Annotated in this window: 13 protein-coding genes; 7 read left to right on the forward strand and 6 right to left on the reverse strand. The window is 72.8% G+C overall.

All coding sequences use genetic code 11. From position 1 onward, the window contains the following. Positions 1–62 precede the first annotated feature (62 nt). Positions 63–758, forward strand: coding sequence for a TetR/AcrR family transcriptional regulator (locus ACQPY4_RS18675; RefSeq protein ID WP_433338017.1), 696 nt, complete (start codon positions 63–65; stop codon positions 756–758). 54 nt (positions 759–812) lie between these two features. Here the strand turns inward: ACQPY4_RS18675 and ACQPY4_RS18680 are convergent, their stop codons facing one another. The 6 genes from ACQPY4_RS18680 to ACQPY4_RS18705 form a co-directional block, all read right to left on the reverse strand. Continuing rightward, positions 813–1,625 carry an LLM class flavin-dependent oxidoreductase gene (locus ACQPY4_RS18680; RefSeq protein WP_433338019.1) on the reverse strand — a complete coding sequence of 271 codons (813 nt, stop codon included), beginning with the start codon at positions 1,623–1,625 and terminating at the stop codon, positions 813–815. 61 nt (positions 1,626–1,686) lie between these two features. Beyond that, positions 1,687–2,070: an STAS domain-containing protein gene (locus ACQPY4_RS18685; RefSeq protein ID WP_433338021.1), complete on the reverse strand. Its 384-nt coding sequence runs from the start codon at positions 2,068–2,070 to the stop codon at positions 1,687–1,689. Between the two features lie 97 nt (positions 2,071–2,167). Then, complete coding sequence (locus ACQPY4_RS18690) at positions 2,168–3,331, reverse strand: aminotransferase class V-fold PLP-dependent enzyme (protein ID WP_433338023.1); 1,164 nt, start codon at positions 3,329–3,331, stop codon at positions 2,168–2,170. A 136-nt stretch (positions 3,332–3,467) separates the two neighbouring features. Further along, positions 3,468–6,203 (reverse strand): AfsR/SARP family transcriptional regulator, encoded by a 2,736-nt coding sequence (locus ACQPY4_RS18695; protein ID WP_433338025.1) that lies wholly within the window; start codon positions 6,201–6,203, stop codon positions 3,468–3,470. 590 nt (positions 6,204–6,793) lie between these two features. Continuing rightward, positions 6,794–7,369 (reverse strand): thiamine pyrophosphate-dependent enzyme, encoded by a 576-nt coding sequence (locus ACQPY4_RS18700; protein WP_433338027.1) that lies wholly within the window; start codon positions 7,367–7,369, stop codon positions 6,794–6,796. Beyond that, positions 7,366–7,947 (reverse strand): thiamine pyrophosphate-binding protein, encoded by a 582-nt coding sequence (locus ACQPY4_RS18705; RefSeq protein ID WP_433338029.1) that lies wholly within the window; start codon positions 7,945–7,947, stop codon positions 7,366–7,368. The genes ACQPY4_RS18700 and ACQPY4_RS18705 overlap by 4 nt, the downstream gene beginning before the upstream one ends. 113 nt (positions 7,948–8,060) lie before the next feature. Here ACQPY4_RS18705 and ACQPY4_RS18710 point away from each other — a divergent pair, with 113 nt between their 5' ends. The 6 genes from ACQPY4_RS18710 to ACQPY4_RS18735 are packed head-to-tail and all read left to right on the forward strand — an operon-like array spanning position 8,061 to position 20,529. After that, complete coding sequence (locus ACQPY4_RS18710; protein ID WP_433338031.1) at positions 8,061–9,425, forward strand: DUF6002 family protein; 1,365 nt, start codon at positions 8,061–8,063, stop codon at positions 9,423–9,425. 7 nt (positions 9,426–9,432) lie between these two features. Then, a complete protein-coding gene (locus ACQPY4_RS18715) occupies positions 9,433–10,563 on the forward strand; it encodes a GNAT family N-acetyltransferase (RefSeq protein ID WP_433338033.1) in 1,131 nt (376 codons plus the stop codon). Next, positions 10,560–11,441, forward strand: a complete 882-nt coding sequence (locus ACQPY4_RS18720) for an LLM class flavin-dependent oxidoreductase (protein ID WP_433338035.1) — start codon at positions 10,560–10,562, stop codon at positions 11,439–11,441. The genes ACQPY4_RS18715 and ACQPY4_RS18720 overlap by 4 nt, the downstream gene beginning before the upstream one ends. Continuing rightward, positions 11,429–13,246: an asparagine synthase (glutamine-hydrolyzing) gene (gene asnB / locus ACQPY4_RS18725; protein WP_433338037.1), complete on the forward strand. Its 1,818-nt coding sequence runs from the start codon at positions 11,429–11,431 to the stop codon at positions 13,244–13,246. The genes ACQPY4_RS18720 and asnB overlap by 13 nt, the downstream gene beginning before the upstream one ends. 12 nt (positions 13,247–13,258) lie before the next feature. Further along, positions 13,259–19,213: an amino acid adenylation domain-containing protein gene (locus ACQPY4_RS18730; protein ID WP_433338039.1), complete on the forward strand. Its 5,955-nt coding sequence runs from the start codon at positions 13,259–13,261 to the stop codon at positions 19,211–19,213. Continuing rightward, positions 19,213–20,529 carry an MFS transporter gene (locus tag ACQPY4_RS18735; protein ID WP_433338041.1) on the forward strand — a complete coding sequence of 439 codons (1,317 nt, stop codon included), beginning with the start codon at positions 19,213–19,215 and terminating at the stop codon, positions 20,527–20,529. Before ACQPY4_RS18730 ends, ACQPY4_RS18735 begins: the two co-directional genes overlap by 1 nt. Positions 20,530–20,553: the final 24 nt, after the last annotated feature.

The raw sequence follows: 20,553 nt of genomic DNA on the forward strand, positions 1-20,553 counted from the left end.
CGGCGGCCAGGGTCCGGCGCGCGATGTAACCGGCGCCATATCCGGCTCCGTAAGCTTGTCGCGTGGTGAACGAGAGCAGCCCGAAGACCAGGGAGCGCACCGACCGCAGGACGGCACGGTGGACGGGCCATCGCGCCGAGCGGCGGGCCGCCCTGGTCGAGTCGGCCATCGAGGCGATCGCCGAGCACGGGCCGACCGTGTCCACCCAGCAGATCGCCGAGCACGCCGGAGTGGCCAGGCCCCAGCTCTACCGCCACTTCCGGGACGCCCAGGACCTCCAGAGGGCGGTCGCGCTGCGCGCCGCCGAGCTGGTCGTCGCCGAGATGGCCCCCTCGCTGACCAGCCCGGCCGGGACGTCGGCGCAGGTGATCGAGCAGGCCGTCGGGACGCTGGTGCGCTGGCTCGCCGGGCACGCCGACCTCTACTGGTACGTCGCCAAGCGCGGCGGCACCCCGTCGGAGGGCAGCGTGGCGGCCGACATCAGGGAGACGCTCGCCACCCAGCTCAGCGCGCTGCTGAACGCCTACCTGACCGTGTTCGGCGTCCGCACCCCGGTCACCGACACGCTGGCGTTCGGGCTGGTCGGCTTCGTCGAGTCGGCCACCGACCGCTGGCTGAACGACCCGGGCGAGGTGAGCCTGGACCAGCTCGTCGGGCACCTGTCGTCCTGGGTCTGGGGCGTGCTCGACCACGCGCTGCGCTCGGAGGGCGTGGAGCTCGACCCCGACCAGCCGCTGCCCTCGGGCGTCCTCGGCTGAGGTGGGACCTCGGCCCGCGGCCGACCGCGCGATGCGCCCGGTGGGCGGTCTTGGTCAGGAGGTGGGGGCGGGCCCCTCGCGGAGGGTGCCGCGGACGAGGTCGACGGTCATGGCGTCCCAGGGGAAGTCGACCAGCCACCAGGTGGCGCCCGCCTTGGCGAAGGGGAGCGGGTCGGTGCCGGGCGGCAGGGCGATCGCGACGTCGTAGGGGGCCGAGGGGTCCTCGCGCAGGCCGGTCAGCGTGGCCACGGCCTCGGCGAGCTGGTCGGGATGGTCGAGGTTGACCGGGAAGAAGCCGTCCAGGCGGGCGGCGCGGCGCATCGGGTTGATCTTCCCGGGGAAACCGGCGGCCCATACGGGGACGCCGGGCCGCTGGACGGGCCGGGGCAGGAACTGGAAGCCGTCGATCGTGTAGTGCTCGCCGTGGTGGTGCACGGGCTCACCCGTCCACGCGGCGGACAGGATGGAGAGCGACTCGTCCAGCATGCCGGCGCGACGGCGGTCGTCGACCTCCTCGCCGGTCCCCGAGAACTCCGCGCCGAGGCGGTCGCTGCCGAGGCCGACGCCGAGGGTGAGGCGGCCCCGGCTGAGCCGGTCGAGCGAGGCGGTCTCCTTGGCCAGCTTGGCGGGGCGGCGCCGCGCCAGCGCCGTGACCATCGGGCCGATCCGCAGCCGTTCGGTGGCCGAGGCGACCGCCGCGAGGGTGATCCACGGGTCGGCCACGGCGCCGACGGGTTCGCGGAACCGCAGATGGTCCCAGACGAACAGGCCGTCCCAGCCCGCCTCCTCGGCCTCGGCGGCCAGGCGCGCGACCACGACGGGATCGGCGAGTTCGTCGAAGATCGGCAACCACAGGGCCGAGCGCATGCGTGCCTCCTGGGTTATCGTTCAGTCCAGGTGGGACGCTACGGGACGCCGTACGCGCCCGCTATGCCCATGGAGCGTCGGGGGACGGGCGATTCGCGTCATTCGCGTGGGCCAAAACCGCCATCTCGACCGAGCGGTAGATCGGGAAGAGACGCGTCAGGGTGGTGATGCGCAGGACCTCGCGGATGCGCGGGTTCACCCCGACGAGCGCGATCGAGCCGTCGCAGGCGCGGACCACGGGGTGCAGCCCGGCGAGCAGGCCGAGGCCGGTGGAGTCCATGAAGACGACATCGCCGAGGTCCAGGACCAGATGGCGGGCCCCGCCGGTGACCAGCCCCGTCAGGCGTTCTCGCAGATGCCCGCTGGTGAAGGCGTCGATCTGCCCGCGGGCCGACACGATGGTCAGATCCCCCTGGACGCGGTCGGTCACCGTCAGCTCCACCACATCGTCCGCCCCCTTCCGGCCGCCCGTCGATCACTCTGGCACGGATTCCCCTGATACCCGGGCAGGCGCGATCCATACGGGGTCGGCGTAAAGGAGGCTACGCGGCGGCGTTCCGGACGGTTCTGACGAGCCGGTCGATGTCGCCGGTGGTGTTGTAGCCGTGCGGGGAGATCCGCAGGGCGCCGTTGCGGGCCGAGCAGGCGACGCCGTCGCGGCGCAGGCGCTCGGCGAGATGGCCGGGATCCAGGTCGGCGAACGCGACCGAGACGATGCCCGAGCGCGCGTCCGGCGTCCGGTCGCTGAGGACGGACCCGCCGACCGCCGTCAGCTCCGCGCAGATCTGGTCGCACAGGGCGTCGACATGCCGCCAGACCGCCGCCACGCCCGCGTCGAGCAGCATTTCGGCGGACGCCCGCAGGGCGGCGTTGCCGGTCATGTTGGGCATGCCGCCCTCGTAGCGGCGGGCGGTGTCGTCCAGGACGAGGTCCTGGTTGTCCCAGTCCTCGCGGTGGCGGACGGAGTTCCAGCCGGGCTCCAGGGGCCGCAGCAGCGGCGAGCGCGAGCGCCGCACGTAGAAGAAGCCGCTGCCCTCGGGGCCGAGCAGCCATTTGTGGCCGTCGGCCATGGCGAAGTCGACGCCCCACTCCTCCAGGCGGGCGGGGATGGCGCCGAGGCCCTGGATGACGTCGGCGCACAGCAGGGCGCCGGTATCGCGGCACAGCCGCCCGAGCCCGGCCAGGTCGGTGCGCCAGCCCCGGCCGAACTGCACCCAGCTGGTGACGACCAGCTTCGGCGGCGGGCCCTGCGCGATGACCTCGGCGAACGCCTCGACCGGCAGGGCCCCCGAGGGGCCCGCCGGGCGGACCCGGTCGACGATCACGCCCCGGTCGGCCAGCGCGAGGAAGGGATACAGGGTGGAGGGGAACTCGCCGTCCGGGATCACCACGCGGTCCCCGGGCGCCCAGGCGAGGCCGTTGGCCACGAAGCCGAGCCCCTCGGTGGTGTTCTTGATCAGCGCGACGTCGTCGGCGGGGACGCCCATCAGCCGGGCCCCGGCCGCGCGCGCCCGCTCGTTGTTCTCCTTGTGCGCGGCGTAGCTGAACTCGCCGTCGGTCGCGACCTCCATCGCGGTGCGGTGCAGGGCCTCGACCGACGGGAGGGGGAGGGGGCAGATCCCCGCGTGGTTCAGGTACGCCCAGCGGTGCGTGGCGGGGAACAGGTCGGGGTCGAGCGGGGTCATCGTCCCACCTCCGGCGGTCATGTGGACAGCGTGTCCGGTTCACCATAGGAGAGAAATGGACGGCGTGTCCACTTCTTGCCTCCGGTCGAGGGCACCCGGCCGCGTCCTCCGGGGCAGCGAGGGTGAGCCCGAGCGGGCTGGATGACGAGCTTGGAGGTCAGGAGAAGCAGCCGACCGTGTAGAGCCCGATGACCTGCGCGAGGCGCAGGGAGATCTCGGCGGAGCGGGGCACGCCCTGATGCATTCGGACCGCGCCAATTCCGGAGAGCGTGTAGATCTGGCTCAGGGGGCTTCCCGCGGGGCCCGCGCCGTTGAGCGCCTGCCGGACGCGCTTCTCGGTCTGCCGCCAGTCGCCCTGTTCCAGGCAGGTCTCGCCGAGGAGGTTCAGGACCTTGGCGTACAGGTGCCGGTTGCCGATCGCCCTGGTCAGGGCGAGGGCCTTCTCGCCCGCCCGGCGTGCCTCGGCGTGGTCGTCCAGGCCGAGCTTGATCTCGCCGATGGCGCACAGCACGTGGGCCTGCGCCGCCTTGTCGGAGACGGCCTCAAGATGGCCGAGCGCCTCCTCGTAGGTGGCCAGCGCCTCCTTGAGGTGCCCCTTGGCCTGGTCGAGCGAGGCGATGTTGCGCAGGACCAGGGCGTAGCCGTGCCTGTCGCCGCTCTCCTGGTATCGCTTCTCGGCGGCGCCCAGCATGGCGGCCGCCTCGTCGAAGCTGCGCCGGGAGAGCGCGAGCGAGCCCAGGGAGCAGAGCATCGCGGCCTCGCCGCGCGGGTCCTCGGCGCGCCTGGCGGCCAGCAGACCGGCCCGCTGGATCGCCCGGCAGCCGTCGATGTCGCCGTGCACGATGAACGCGGTCAGGCTGGTCTGGGCCAGGTCCCAGCAGATGTCCTCGAAACCCAGCTCGTTGGCCTGTTCGACGGCGGACTCCAGCGTCTCCTTCTCGCGCCTGAACCACTCCAGGGGGTTGCCGAGGATCTGCAGGAGGAGGGGCTCGGGGAGCGCGTACCTGGGCGGGGCCCCATGGACGATCAGGTAGTTGCCGCCGTGCTCACGCCGATGGGCCTCGCTGGCCAGCAGCAGCCAGCAGGACAGCACGCGCCGCACCGCCGCCGTCCGGCACTCCATCTCCTCGTCGCGCTCGAGGCATTCACCCGCGTAGGTCCGCACGAGGTCGTTGAGCTGGTATCTCGGCTGCTGGTCCTCGCTGTGCCGGACGTTGACGAGCTGGGCGTCGATCAGCATGTCGAGCGCGTCGTAGGCCACGCCGGCGCCGCGGTCCAGGAGGGGCAGGCCGACCCATGCCGGGAAGTCGGCGCTGTTGAGCAGGGCGAGCCGGCAGAAGAGGCGGCGCGCCGGGGCGTCGAGGCTCCCGTAGCTCCGGTCGAGGCTGGGACGGACGGCGTGGCAGCCGTAGACGAGCTCGTCCAGCGGGTGGGCGGAGTTCCGCAGCCGCTCGACGAGCTGGCCGATCGTCCAGTGGGGCCGGGCGACCAGGCGCGAGGCCACCGCGCGCAGCGCCAGCGGGAGCCCGCCGCACAGCTCGGCCAGGTTGAGCAGCTGCGCGGGCTCGGCGTTCGCGCGCTCCGCCCCGATGACCTCGGTGAGCATGGACTCCGACTCCGCGGTGCTGAGCACGTCGAGGTGCACGCGCCGCCCGCTCGGCAGCCCGGCGAGCCGGGAGCGGCTGGTGACCAGTGCCGCGCAGCTGTTGTCGCCGGGCAGGAGGCAGGTCACCTGCTCTTCGCTCTCGACGTCGTCGAGGACGATCAGGAGCTTGCGGCCCGCGGTGAGGTTCCGGAACACATCGGCGCGTTCCATCTCGCTGGCCGGTATCGCGGATTCGGGGACGCCCAGGGTGCGCAGAAAGAAGCCCAAGACCTCCTTGGCGTCGGTGAAGCCGCCGGGGTGGGTCCCGTTGAGCCGCGCGTACAGCTGGCCGTCGGGGAAGTGCGGGGCGACGGTGCGGGCCGCCTCGACGGCGAGTGCCGTCTTGCCGACTCCGGCCATGCCGGAGACCGCGAGGACGAGCGGGCCGTTGCTCATGGCGGCCGACGAGAGCTGGTCGGTGAGATATCCGAGGGTGACCTCGCGGCCCACGAAGTCGGGGAGCCGCGCGGGCAGCAGCTGGGGGACCGGGGGCAGGGTCGGCGGAAGGGCGCTCGGCGGGCGGTGCTCGGCCTCGGCCGGCTCGCGGCTCGGTGCGGCCTGCGGCTCGATCTCTCCCTGCAGGATGGCCTTCTGCAGCTGCTGAAGCTCTTCCCCGGGCTCCAGGCCGAGCTCACCGACCAGGGCTCCGCGAGCGCGCCGGTAGGCGTCCAGCGCGTCCGAACGGCGGCCCAGGCGGCAGAACACCGTCATGAGCTGCCCCCACAGCCGTTCGCGCAGCGGGAACTCGGCGGTCAGGGTCATGAGCTCGTCGACGAGCTCGTGCTCCTGCCCCCGATCGAGCTGGTAGACGATCCGCTCTTCCACCATGCGCATGCGGCGCTCGGTGAGACGGACGGCGGACGCCCTGACCAGCGCGCTGTCGATGCCGGCGAGCGGCTCGCCGCACCAGAGCTCCAGCGCGGAATGGACATGCTCGGCCGCGTGGGCGAGCTCCCCATTTCGCGCGGCATTCCTGGAGTCCGCGGCGAGCCGTTCGAATACAAGGAGGTCCAGATCGCTTTCGCCGACCTGAAGAAGATAACCGGGGGGAACGGTACTGATAGCGCAGTCGATTTCAAAATCGGCCAGCATTTGCCGGAGCCGGGACACGCAGATTTGAATCTGCGCCCGCGCCGTTTGCGGCGGCTGGTCGTCCCAAACGGCGTCGATGAGGCGGTCGGTGGTGACCATGCGATTGGCCTCGAGCAGCAGCATCGCCAGAACGACCTGCTGCCGGCGCGACGTCAAACGCAATGCCCCTTGCGCACCGGTTACTCTGAGCGGACCCAATACACGAAACACTCTGGCTCCCGTTGTCCATCCCATGGTCCGCGCAGAATATGTCCGATCTTCGTGGTCGGTTTCAGAAGATCACGAGGTCCGTGTCGTGTCAAGGGCCTGCAAATGTCAGTGCGGATGGTGGTAACCACCATCCACGGACGGTACAGGAACCCTGTCGGTCGTGGAAAGAGTCGTGCTCGCGGCGGTCGCCGACGCGTCGATCCGGTATTTCTCCGCCCCGAACTCCGGGAACTCCATGATCGTTATGCCGGGACGGGGAACGAGGGGGCATCACGATCACCGAGCCGGTGGTCAGGTGCCCGGCAGAGTGATCATCATCCGATGATCACATCGGTGCCTCCCCCCGTCCGCTTTCGGTCGGCGCGGCCATTGCTGCAGTTCGGAGGGTCGTGTACCGACCGGTCAGTTCCAGGGCCGGATTTTGCCATTGCTTTACTTGTGGGCGGTCGCGGGACGCGTTTGGCCGGGGCCGGACGAGGCGGCGGGCCGCTGCCGATCACGCCGTCCCGGACGGGGCGCCCGCGCGCCCGTCCCGCCTAAGGACCGGCCGACCATTCGGGTCGGTCCGCGGCCATCCAGGCCCGCATCCTGCGGAAGTTCGCGTGCGGGGCGATGGTCACGCGACCGGTTCTGGGCCCGCCGGGCCGCACCCTGATCCGCACGAGATGGGGTCCCGAGAGCCCGGCGATGATGCGCGGCAGGTCGTCCAGGGTGTCGAGCTCGGTGACCCGGGCATAGCCGCAGGCCCGGGCGATGCCCACGAGGTCGAACACGGCGCTGGAGGTCGACTGCGCGCCGGTCGACTCGTAGATCCCGTTGTCCACGAGCAGGTGCAGGAGATTGCCCGGCATCTCCTGGCGGACGACCAGCAGCGCGCCGGGATTCATCAGCAGGGCGCCGTCGCCGTCGACCACGATCGTGGTCCGCTCGGTGCCACCGGCGATGCCGATGGCCAGCAGCGGAGCCATCCCCATCGACCCGGTCATATAGAGATGGTTCGGCGCGTCCTTGATGGCGTGCGCCTCCCGGCAGGTGAATCCGGTGGTGAAAACGATCGGGCATTCCCGCGCGTTGGCGATGACCGCCCGCAGAACGTCGAATCGCCGGATCATTGCGCCGGGCTCCAGCCGAAGAGACTCGGTGGAACCAGAAGGGTGGCGGGCTTGTCGCGCCCGGCCTCGCCGAACCAGGTCAGCGTCTCTTTCCAGCCGCGCCGGTCGAGCTCGCGCCAGGCGAGCCCGAGGCTTTCGAGCACCGGAATGGTGGCGCGGCCCATGCCCCGGTTCTCCCAGGTGTCGTCGACCTCGGTGCCGCGCATGCTGACGATCAGGCCGATCGGGGCGGTGAACGGCCCGACCAGGGACGCCAGGACGTTGACCGACTGGCCGAACCCCGAATTCTGCATCAGCACGACGGCCCGCTTCCCGGTGATCGCGGCTCCGGAGGCGAGCGCCAGCGCGTTGTCCTCGCGATGCACGATCGTGAATCGGGAATGAAATGTCAGCAATGCGTCGAGCAGTGGCGCCAGCACGCCGCACGGTGTGGCGAAACAGGAATCCGGATAGGCGGTCGCGATCAGTTTCGCCATCAGATCGACGTCAATGCCGGGTGAGGCGTTGTCCGGTTCATCGGCGACTTCGCCGTCCGCCGGTGCGACGGGTGCGGCCAGGGGCCGGTGAAGGCGACTCATGACCACGAGTATCGAGGCCGCCGCTATCGCGCCGCTATCTGTGCCAGCGCGCGGGGGATAGCGGTTCGATAATCCTGCGTCGTTGAATCCGTGCACCCGTCGAAAGAGGACCCATGGTAATGCCAATCGTCGGCCAGGGCACGGCAGTCGTGTCCAATGCACTGATCAGGTACCTGCCCGGCGTGCACGCGGCGATGAGCTGTGTCCGGGCGGAGCGGGCCGCGGACGCGCACCCGGCCCCGCCATTCGAGTTGCCGGCGATGAGCGCGGCTCTTGAGCGCTATTTGGACGCTTCTGAGATCGCCCTGACCAAAGCGGACGAACAGCTCTACCTGCTCGATCTGATGCGTCATCCGGGCACGCGCACCACGAAGACGATTGCGTCCCTGGTCATGGTGGCCCGCGCGGTCGAACATATTCGGCGGACCGGGGAGAGACTGCTCATCCTGACGCCGACTTCGGGCAACAAGGGCACGGCGTTGCGCGACGCGGTCGCCCGCGCGTACGAAACGGGTCTCGCCGGGCCGGACGAGTTGCGCATCGTGGTCGTCGCGCCGGAGGCGTCCCGGTCCAAGCTCCGGAGCGGTGCGTTGTCCGACGACGAGCACCTGCGGCGGGCCAACCCGGTCGCGGTGGCCCGGGTCGACCGGGCGGCCGACGTCAAGGAGCTGAGCCGGCTGGCCGCCGAGCAGGCCGCCGAGCGGCTGAGCGCTTCGGGATTCGGCATCTGGTACACCCTCGACCTGGACAACTACCGGGTCGCCGACGCGGTCCGCGCGTTCGTCGAGGCGGATCTGCTGCCCATCCGCGAGGACTCGCCGCCCCGGGTGCACGCCCACGCGGTGTCCAGCGCGTTCGGGCTGCTCGGCTACCGGCTCGGCCACCGGGTCCTCAGCTCGGGCCTGCTGCCCGGCCAGGCGGCCCCGGCATGGCATCCGGGGTTCTTCCTCGTCCAGCATCTCGCGACGGCGGACATGGTGCTGAGCCTGCTCGGGGCCGAGCGCCCCCGATACCGGCACGAGCGGGCCGACGGGTTGTGGCACCAGGAGTCCGACCCGCATTTCCCGGCGGTCACCGACGATCCCTTCGAGTCGCTGGACAGCACGTTCTACACGCCCCGGCCGGTGACGTCGGCCCAGATCGACAAGGTCGTCCACAGCCACGGCGGCGGGGGCGTCGTCGTGTCGAAGCGCGATTGCCTCGCGCACTACGCCGAGGTTTGCAGGCTGGCCGACCGCGCGGGCATCGGCATCGACCCCGATCCCGGGCGCATCCGCGAATGGTCGCTCGTCAAGGCGCTCACCGGCGTCCTGGTGGCGCGCGAGCGCGGGCTGCTGGAGACCGGGACCGAGGTCGTCGTGCACGCCTCCGGCTACTACACCGACGCGCTGATCCCGCCGCTGCCCGAGCGGCTCACCGAACCGGTCGGCGACGTGCCCGAGCTGGTCCGCGTGCTGTCCGACGCGGCCAGGAGCTGATCCCGGCATGGTCCCTCCGAACTGGGGCTATGTCTGGGGCCACAGCGACGACCCGCGCATCGTGCGCGCCCACCAGTGGACCGACGCGCTGCGCTCGGCGCGGCCGACGGTCGTCGAGTCGCCGGCGGGCGGCGACGGCGTCGCCCTCGCCTACGCCGGGCTCCCCGACGGGCTCACGCACGTCCTGCCGTTCCTCGAAGAGCGCCGCGGCCCGGCCGGGAACCGCCGGAGCCGGACGACCACCTGGACGGCCATCGCCAAGGGGCACGCGGCACCCGAGGCCGACATCCTGGCCGCGGGCTGCCTGCCCGGACGCGCCGCCGCGCTGCCCCGCGAACGCTCGCTGCTGCTGCCGTTCCGGGTCAATCTCGTCGTCCCGGCCACCGCGGACCCGGCCGCCGCGCAGCGCCGCCTGTCGCGCAAGGCGCGGCAGCAGTACGCGCGCGAGCAGCGGCGGCTGGCGCGGACGTTCGAGGTGGCGGCCGACGAGGCGGACTTCGACTTCTTCTACGACCGCATGCACGCGCCCACCATGCGGCGGCGGCACGGCGACGCGGCCCGTTCGGTCGACCGCGAGACGGCCCGCAGGTGCCTGTTCGGCCGCGGGGTGCTGTTCTTCCTCTGCGAGGAGGGCACCCGCGTCGCCGGGCTGCTGTGCCGCCGCGAACCGGGCTCGCTGACGATCCGGCTGGCCGGGGTGCTGGACGGCGCCGACCGCCTCTACCAGTCCGGGACGTACCTGGCCCTGTACGTCCTGACCATCGAGTGGGCCTCGCGCAACGGCGTGGCCACCGTGGACCTGTCCGGCTGCGAACCGTTCCTCAGCAAGGGGATCTTCCAGTTCAAGCGGAAACTCCACCCGCAGATCGTGCCGCCGAAGAACCATTTCGCGCGCAAGCGGCTCTGGTTGCACGTCCGGCGCGACCGCCCGGCCGTCCGCGACTTCCTCGTGGCCAACCCGCTGCTGCTCCCCGCCGACGGTGGCGGGCTGACCGCGCTGTACTTCCACGACCGGGACCGTCCCGCCCAGCTCGGCCTGCGATGGCAGTGCCCCGGTGTGGCCGGCCACCTGCTGGCGGACCTGGACGCGTTCTTCGCCGGTGAATGGAGGGCGGAGCGATTCGCGTCGGAGTGGTGATCCTGCCGAGCGACCGCTGGCGGCACGCGGCCGACGTGTGGCGGCGCGTGGACGACCTGGGGTTCGCGCACGCCTGGACGTTCGATCACGTGACCTGGCGCGACCTTCCCGACGGGCCGTGGTTCGCGGCGCTGCCCACGCTGGCCGCGGCCGCCGCCGTCACCCGGCGCGTCGCCCTGGGCATGCTCGTGGCCACGCCCAACTTCAGGCACCCGGTCCCCCTTGCCAAAGAGGCGATGACCCTGCACGACACCTCGGCGGGACGGTTCATCCTGGGCCTGGGGGCGGGCGGGGGAGGGGCCGACGCCACGGTCATCGCCCGCGAGCCCTGGAGCGCGGCCGAGCGGGCCGACCGTTTCGCCGAGTTCGCGACGCTGACCACCCGGCTGCTGCGCGAGCGGCGCGTGGACCACCACGGCGCCTACTACCACTCGGACGGCGTCTCGATGTCTCCGGGCTGCCCGGGCCTGCGGGTCGCGGTGGCCGCGACCGGGCCGCGCGGCCTGCGGATCGCGGCCCGCCACGCCGACATCTGGGTGACCAACGGCCATACGCCGCGTCCCGGCCTGACCGCGGCGGCGGCCGAACCCGGCCTGGTGGCCCGGCAGGTCGCCCGGTTCCGCGAGCTGTGCGCCGAGACCGGCCGCTCACCCGACCGGATGCTCGTGCTGGCCAACCGCGACTCGTCACCGCCCCGGTCGTACGGGGAGTTCATGGAGGCGGCCCACGCCTACCGGGAGGCCGGGATCACCGATCTGGTCGTGCCCTACCCCAGGACGGCGGCCCCGTTCGCCGGGGACGCGGGCGTCTTCGAGCGCATCGCGGCCGAACTGACCGATGGAGCCCTGAGGGATGGAGCCGTTCGATGTGCGGAATAGCGGGCTGGGTCGATTTCACCGCCGACCTCTCGGCCGAGCACGACACGATGGCGGCCATGACCGGGACCCTGCGCAACCGGGGACCCGACGACGGCGGGGTATGGCTCGGGACGCACGCCGCCATCGGGCACCGCAGGCTCGCGGTCGTGGACATCGACGGCGGAGCGCAGCCGATGACCGCCGCCCGCCACGGGCGCGGCGAGCCGGTCGTGCTGACCTTCAGCGGCGAGCTGTACAACTTCCGTGAGCTGCGGACGGAGCTGATGGCGCTCGGCCACCGGTTCACCACGCTCTCCGACACCGAGGTCGTGCTGCGCGCCTACCTCGAATGGGGCGCCGCCTGCGTCGACAGGCTGACCGGCATGTACGCGCTGGGGATCTGGGACGCCCGGCGCGAGGAGCTGATCCTGATCCGCGACCGGCTCGGAGTGAAGCCGCTCTACTACCACACCTATCCCGGCGGCATCCTGTTCGGCTCGGAGCCCAAGGCGATCCTGGCGAATCCGCGGTTCCGCGCCCGCGTCTCCGAGTCCGCGCTGCCGATCCTTTTCAACCCGCGCCTGGCCATGCCGGGGGAGACGCCGCTGACCGGCCTGCGCCAGGTGAAGCCCGGGCACCTCGTCCGGATGGACCGGACCGGGACGTACGAGACGCCGTATTGGCGGCTGGTCGGCCGCGAGCACACCGACGACTGGAAGACGACGGTCCACACGGTGCGGGAGCTGCTGGAGGACGTCGTCCTGCACCAGATGGTGGCCGACGTGCCGTTGTGCGTGCTGCTGTCCGGCGGTCTGGACTCCAGCGCGATCACGGCGCTGGCCGCGACCCGGTCCACCCGGCTCAGGTCGTTCTCGGTGGACTTCGCCAACGGCGAGGCCGACTTCCGCGCCACACCGCTGCGACCCGAGCGCGACACCCCGTACGCGCTCGCCGCCGCCCGGCACATCGGCACCGACCACGAGCAGGTGGTGCTGGACGCGGCCGACTTCCCCGCCGCGATCAAGCCGGCGCTGGCCGCCCGCGACCTGCCGAGCCTCGGCCAGTTCGACGCGTCGATGTACCTGCTGTTCGAGAGGGTGCGGCGGCACGCGACCGTGGCGCTGTCCGGAGAGGCCGCCGACGAGGTGTTCGGAGGGTATCCGTGGTTCTTCGACCAGTCGGTCGTGTCCGCCGACACCTTCCCCTGGCTCGGCGGCGGGCCACGGCTGACCGACGTCCTGGCCCCCGATGTCCGCGCCCGGATCCGCCCGGACGAGGACGAGCGCGACCGCTACGCCACCCTGCTCGCCCAGGTACCGCGGCTGGCGGGGGAGTCCGGCCTCCAGGCCCGGATGCGCGAGGTGCTGTACCTGAGCCTGCAAGGGCCGCTGGCCTACCTGCTCGACCGCAAGGACCGCATGAGCATGGCGGTGGGGCTGGAGGTGCGCGTGCCGTTCTGCGACCACCGGCTCCTGGAGTACGTGTGGAACGTCCCCTGGGACATGAAGACCGGAGACGGGCGTGAGAAGGCGCTGCTGCGCGCCGCCGTGGCCGACCTCCTGCCCGCCGAGGTGCTCGCCCGCAAGAAGAGCGCCTACCCGGCCACCTTCGCCCCCGCCTACGACCGCGAGGTCCGGGGCTCGCTCGACGCGCTCCTGGACGACTCGGCCTCCCCGCTGTCCGGCCTGCTGGACGCGGACCGGGTCCGCGCCCTGGCGAGCCGGAACGGAGCGCTGATGACCGTCGCCAACACGGCCCACTTCCTGCTGCCGCTCGTCGAGGTCGACCGGTGGCTGCGCACCTACGACGTGTCCGTCACCCGCTGACAGGAGAGCGCGATGTTCGCCGCGATGCCCCAGTTGTTCGCCGACCAGGCGGCCCGGACACCCGGCGCGGTCGCGGTGGTCGCCGGGGAGCAGGAGCTCACCTACGCGCAGCTCTCGGTCCGGGCGAGGCGGATCGCCGCCCGCGTGAGGGAGCTGGACGACGGGACCGGTCGCCCGGTCGCCGTCGCGCTGGACCGCGGTGCCGGGCTCGTGGCCGCGCTGCTCGGCGTGATGGGCGCCGGGGCGGCCTATCTGCCCCTCGACCTCGACATGCCCGCCGCGCGGCTCGCGGCCACGGTGGCCGACGCCGGTGTGCGCACGATGCTGGTCGAGGACGCGCGGCCGGACTGGCTGCCCGCCGGGATCACCGCCGTCCCCCTGCACGAGATCGGAGCGAGCGACCCGGAGCCGTTCTCGTCGCCGGATCCGGACGCGCTGGCCTACGTGATCTACACCTCGGGCTCCACCGGGCGTCCGAAAGGCGTGATGATCCCGCACCGGGCGCTGACCAACCTCCTGCTCTCGATGCGGGAGCGCCCGGGGCTCACCGAGCGGGACGTGCTGGTCGCCGTCACGACCGTCTCGTTCGACATCGCGGCCCTCGAACTGTTCCTGCCGCTGATCACGGGGGCGCGGCTCGTGGTGGCCGATCGCGCCGAGGCGGCCGATCCGGCCCGGCTGGCCGCGCTGGTCCAGGCCGTCGGCGGCACCGTCCTCCAGGCCACCCCGGCGACCTGGCGGATGCTCTGGCAGTACGGGTGGCGGCCGCCCCGGGGATTCACGGTGTTCTGCGGCGGCGAGGCGCTCCCGGCCGACCTGGCCGGCTGGCTGACCGGCCTCGCGGGCGTGGTGAGCTGGGACCTCTACGGTCCGACCGAGACCACCATCTGGTCGAGCAGCGCGCGCCTGGGCGGCGACTACGCGCCGGTGGCCGAGACGACGATCCATGTGCTCGACGACGCGATGCGCCCCTCGGCCTCCGGGGAGCTGTACATCGGCGGGACCGGCCTTGCGCGCGGGTATCTGGGACGTCCGGGGCTGACCGCCGAGCGCTTCGTCCCCGACCCGTTCGCGGGCCCCGGGTCCCGGATGTACCGGACCGGCGACATCGCGGAGCGGCGGGACGACGGCTCGGTGCGGATCGTGGGGCGGATCGACCACCAGATCAAGATCCGCGGGCACCGGGTGGAGCTGGGCGAGATCGAGGCCGTCCTGGCCGCCCACCCGAAGGTGCGGCAGGCGGTCGCGCATCCGGTGCCGGGCCCCGACGGCGTCCCCAGGCTGGCGGCATACGTGGTGGCCGACGGCCGGCCGCGGCTCAGGGAGCACGCGGCGGCGAGCCTGCCGGGATACATGCTTCCCAGCGTGTTCGTGTTCCTCGACCGGTTCCCGCTGACGACCAGCGGGAAGGTCGACCGCGGCGCGCTGCCCGCCGCCCGCCTCGACGAGCAGGCCGATCGGACGCCGCCGCGCGACGAGGCGGAGCGGACCGTGACCCGGATCTGGGCCGAGACCTTCGCCCGGGAGTCGGTGGGGCTGCACGAGGACTTCTTCGATCTCGGCGGTCACTCGCTGATCGCCGCGCAGATCATGGCGCGCCTGCGCGACCGGCTCGGCGTCGAGCTCTCGCTCGCCGAGCTCCTGGAGCGGCCGACCCCCGAGGGGCACGCCGCCCTGGCCCGGAAGGCCGCGCCCGCGACGGGGCGGATCGTGCCGGTGGACCGCACCGGCGACCTGCCGCTCTCGGCCGCGCAGCGCGGGCTGTGGTTCACCGAGCTGACCGGGCCGGACACCGCGTCGTACACCACCCACCTGGCCTACGCGGTGACCGGCGGGCTCGACCTCCGGGCGCTGCGCCGGGCGCTCGACGAGATCACCGCACGGCACGACGTGCTGCGCACGGTGTTCGCCGAGCGCGGCGGCGTTCCCGTGCAGCGGATCACCTCCTCGCCCGGGTACGCGTTCGAAACCCGGACCGCCGCCACCACCGCGCAGGCCCGGCGTCTGCTGGAAGCCGAGGCGCGTGCGGGGTTCGACCTGCGGACGGGCCCGCTCATGCGCGTCCTGGTGGTCGAGACGGGCCCGGACGAGCACTACGTGCTCTTCCACTGGCATCACATCGTCTTCGACGGATGGTCCGAGGGCGTGTTCCTGCGCGAGCTGGCCCGCTGCTACGCCGGGGGACGGGCGTCGGCGCCGGCCGTCCAGTACGCCGACTTCGCCGTGGGCGAGCAGCACAAGAAGCACGACACCGCCTACTGGCGCGAGCTTCTGGACGGCGCGCCGCCCGAGATCAGCCCGGTGCCCGACCGGCCCAGGCCCGCGGCGGCGAGCGGCCGCGGCGCGCACCTCAGGATCGAGATCCCCGAGACGACCCGCACGGCCGTGGCCGAGATCTCGGCGCTGATGCGCTGCACGCCGTTCGTGTCGATGCTGAGCGCGTTCTCCGTCGTGCTGTCGCGGTACACCGGCTCCGACGACCTGGTCATCGGCGTGCCGTGGGCCGGACGCCGCCGGCGCGAGCTGGAGGACGTGATCGGCTTCTTCGTGAACACGCTCGCGCTGCGCGTCGACACCTCCGGCTCGCCGAGCGTGCGCGAGCTGGTCGGCCGGGTCCGCGACGCCGTGCTCGGCGCGGACGAGCACCAGGACGTGCCGTTCTCGCGCCTGGTGGAGGAGCTGACCATCGATCGGCACCCCGGCCGGCATCCGCTGTTCCAGGTCATGTTCAACCTCGAAGGGGAGGAGACGGGAACGCTGCGACTGCCCGGTCTCGCCGCACGGGAACTGGCCGTGGAGTCCGGGGCCGCGCGCTTCGATCTGGTCGTGACCGTGAAGGGGGACGCCGTCGTCTTCGAGTACGCGACGGACCTGTTCGACGCCGCCACGATCGACCGGATCGCCCGCCACTACCGCGACCTGCTCACCGCGCTCGGCACGGCGTCCCCACGGGACGGGATCACCGATCTGGGCCTCACCGGCGGCGCCGAGGAGTGCGTGCACGACCTCGTGGCGGCGCAGGCGCGGCGGACGCCCGAAGCGGTCGCGGTCGAGACCGACGAGGGGACGCTCACCTATCGCGAGCTGACGCGGCGGGCCAACCGCCTCGCCCACGCCCTGCGCGCGCGTGGCGTCCGGCCGGACGAGCCCGTGGCGGTGCTCATGCCGCCCGGCGAGCGCCTGGTGGTGGCGCTGCTCGGCGTGCTGAAGGCGGGCGCCGCCTACCTGCCGCTCGACCCGGGACACCCGGAGCGGCGGCGCGCCGGGATCATCGAGCTGGCCCGGGTGCGGATCGTCCTCACCGAGTCCGACCTGGACGCCCTCCCGGAGGACGATCACGATCCGGGACCCGGCGCGGGGCCGGACTCGCTCGCGTACGTCATCTCCACGTCGGGCTCGACGGGGACGCCGAAGAACGTGGCGCTCTCGCACCGCTCGCTGGTCAACCTGATCCGCTGGCAGTCGGCGCACCAGCGGCCGGACACCCGGACCGCGCAGCTCGCGGCGCCCACCTTCGACGTCAGCTTCCAGGAGATCTTCATCACGCTGGCGGCCGGTGGCCAGGTGGTCGTCGCCCCGGCCGACGTCCGGGTCGCCCCGGACCGGCTCGCCGAATGGCTGGATCGCCGCCGCGTCGAGACGGTCATCTCCACGCCGACCATGCTCGACCTGGTGGCCAGGGAATGGCGGCGGGTGCCCGAGAGCCTGGTCGAGATCACCGCCTGCGGCGAGCCGTTCACGGTGGGCGCGGGCATCCGGCGCGTCTTCGGGCACGTCGCGGTGCACAACCAGTACGGGCCGTCCGAGACGCACTGCGCGATGGCCTACCGGTGCCCCGAGGACGCGACGGGCGCGCAGCCGATCGGCGACCCCATCAGCGGGCAGCGCGTCTATCTCCTCGATGACCAATTGCGGCCGGTGCCGCCCGGCGCCCCCGGGGAGATCTTCATCGGGGGAGCGGGCGTGGCCCGCGGCTATCTCAACGCCCCGGCCTGGACGGCGGAACGGTTCCTGCCCGATCCCTTCGCCGGGGTCCCCGGGGCGCGCATGTACCGCTCGGGCGACCTGGCGCGCCTGCGCGCGGACGGGAAGATCGTCTACCTGGGGCGCGCGGACCTCCAGATGAAGCTGCGCGGCGTCCGGATCGAACCGGCGGAGATCGAGGCGGCGATGCTCGCCCATCCGGCGGTGCGGGCGGCGGCCGTGGCCGTCCACGACCGCGGGCTGGTCGGCTACCTGGTGCCCGCCGCCGACGCGCCCCCCGATCCCGGCGAGCTGCGCTCGTGGCTGCGGGAGCGGCTGCCGGACACGATGATCCCGTCCTACTACCAGCCGCTGCCCGAACTCCCGCTGACCACCAGCGGCAAGCTCGACCGCGCGGCCCTGCCGAGGCCCACCGCCGCGCACAACGGCGCCGGGCACGTCCCGCCCGCCACCGCGGCGCAGCGGCTGGTCGCCAAGGTGTGGACCGAGGTGCTGGAGCTGGACCGGGTCGGCCTGCACGACGACTTCTTCACGGTCGGCGGTCACTCGCTGCTCGCCGCCGGGATCGCCGCCCGGCTCCGGGCCGCCACCGGCGCGCCGGTCACGGTGCGCGAGGTGCTGACCCGGCCGACCGTCGCGGCGCTGGCCGAGATCGTCGACGGCGACGCGCTCGCCGCGCCGGGCGTCCCGCGGGCCGGACGCGCCGAGCCGCCGGCGCTGTCCACCGCGCAGCGGCGTCTCTGGTTCCTCGACCAGCTCAACCCGGGCGACTGCGCCTACCAGCTTCCCCAGGCGCTGCGCATCCGCGGACCGCTCGACCTGGACGCCCTCCGGCGGGCGCTGAGCCGGATCGTCGCCCGGCACGAGGTGCTGCGGACCAACTACCCGATGCACGAGGACGAGCCGGTGCAGCTCGTCGCCCCGGCGGCGCCGATCGAGCTCCCGGTCGTCGAGGCGGACGCCGCGCGGCTGGCCGAGCTGGTCGAGGAGGAGAGCTGGCGGCCCTTCGACCTCGCGCGCGGCCCGGTGATCCGCGCGCTGGTGCTCCGGCTCGCGCCGGAGGACCACGTGCTGGTGGTCACGATCCACCACATCGCGTCGGACGGCTGGTCGATGCGGTTGTTCGACCGCGAGCTGACCGCCCTCTACGGCGGCCGGGCACTGCCGCCGCCGCCCGTCCAGTACGCCGACTTCGCGGCGTGGGAACTGGCCACCCCGATCCCGAGGTCCCGGCTCGACCACTGGCGCGAGGAGCTGTCCGGGCTGCCTGCGCTCGACGTGCCGTCCGACCGGAAGCGCCCGGCGGTCTGGGACAACCGCGGCGGGCTCGTCGGCTTCGACGTCCCCGCGCCGCTCGCCGGAGCGGCGCGCGAGCTCGCCCGCCGCCACAACGCGACGCTGTTCATGGTGCTGTTCGCCGTGTACGCGGTGGTGCTGGCGCGGCGGAGCGGGCAGCGGGACTTCGCGATCGGCACCCCGGTCGCGGGCCGGGACGTCCCCGAGGTGGAGAGCCTCATCGGCTGTTTCGTGAACACCCTGGTCCTGCGCAACCACGTCGACCCGGAGGCGAGCTTCACCGCGCTGCTGCGGGACGTCCGGCAACGGGCACTGGCCGGGTACGCCGCGCCGGTGCCCTTCGACCGGCTCGTCCAGGAGCTCGAACCCCCGCGCGACACCTCCAGGCAACCGCTCGTGGACGTCGTGTTCGTCCTGACGGAGCAGTCCAGGCCCCACCTGGAAGGGCTGGAGACCACCGCGCTGCGGCTGCCCTCGCGGGGCGCCGGGTTCGACCTCGCGCTGGAGGTGGAACAGCGGTTCGACGATTCGCTCCGGGGCGAGCTGGAGTACTCCCGGGCCCTGTTCGACCGGGAGACCGCCGAGGACATCGGGCGGGAGTACGCGCGGACACTGGCCGCCGTCTGCGCCGACGCGGACCTGCCGCTCGGCGCGCTGGACGGCGAGCGGTCACCGTCGGCGACCTGATGCGCGCCGCCCTGAGGCTCCCGGCCTTCCGGCTGCTGTTCGCCGGCCTCGCCGCGAGCATGGTCGGCGACGCGCTGCTGGTGCTGGTCTTCGCCATCTGGGTGAAGAGCCTCACCGGCTCCAACGGCGCGGCCGGGCTGGTCATCCTGTTCATGGCCGTGCCCTACGTCCTGGCGCCGCTGGGCGGCTGGTTCGTGGACCGCTTCCGGCACCGCCGCTTCCTCGTGGCCGCCAACCTCGCCTCGGCGCTGATCCTGCTCCCGCTGTTCGCCGTGCGCGACGCCGCCGACGTGTGGATCATCTACGCGGTCGCCGTGCTCTACGGCCTCTCGTCGGTGGCGATCGCCGCCGCGCTCAGCGGCCTGCTGAAGGAACTGCTCCCCGAGGAGTCGCTGGCCGAGGCCAACGGCGCGCTGCAGATGGTGAAGGAGGGGGCCCGGCTGGGCGGCCCGCTCGCCGGAGCGGCGCTGTTCGCGACCCTGGGCGGCGCGGCCGTCGCCGCGATCGACGCGGTCACCTTCCTGGTCGCCGCGGCCGCCATCGCCCGGATCCGGATCCAGGAGGAACCCCGGGCGTCCTCCGGGCGGAGCCGGCTGGGCGAGCTGACCGCGGGACTGACCCAGATCAGGTCGGACGCCGCCCTGCGCCGCGTGGTGGCCGCCACGGCGATCGGCTTCCTGTTCATCGGCGTCAACGAGTCGGCGCTGTTCGCCGTCGTCGAGCGGGGCCTGCACCGGCCGCCCGAGTTCGTCGGCGTGCTCGCCTCGGCCCAGGGCCTCGGCGCCGTCGCGGGAGGTCTGCTGGCGGCCCGCCTCATCGCGCGGGCCGGTGAGGCCGCCGCGATCGCGGTCGGCATGGCGGCGGTCGGGATCGGCAACGTGCTCTACACCCTGCCGTGGCTGCCCGTCGTCCTCGGCGCCCGGGTCGTCGGCGGGCTGGGCCTGGCCACGATCATCGTCGGATTCACCACGGTGATCCAGCGGCGCACGCCCGCGCCGCTCATCGGCCGGGTCTCCGCCGCCGCGGAGTCCCTCATCAGCGGGCCGCAGACGATCTCGATCGCGGCGGGCGCCGCCCTGGTGTCGGTGGTCGACCACCGGCTGCTGCTCGCGGCCGTCGCCGTGGGCATGCTCACCGCCGCGGCCTACCTGTGGCCCGCGCGCCGCCTGAGCCCGCCGGTCCGCCCGGACGACCCCGCCCGCTATCACCCTGCTTTCGTTGTTCCATCGGCCCGGGCGCGGCGCCCCGCGCCCCCGAAAGCGCCACGAAAGGACGCGGATAATCCGGCCGGGAAATCTACGTGGCCAGGGAGCTGAACCATCGTCCGCACAGGAAGGTCG

This window comes from Spirillospora sp. CA-294931 (assembly GCF_050946795.1).
In the GTDB taxonomy this organism is placed as follows: Bacteria; Actinomycetota; Actinomycetes; order Streptosporangiales; family Streptosporangiaceae; genus Spirillospora.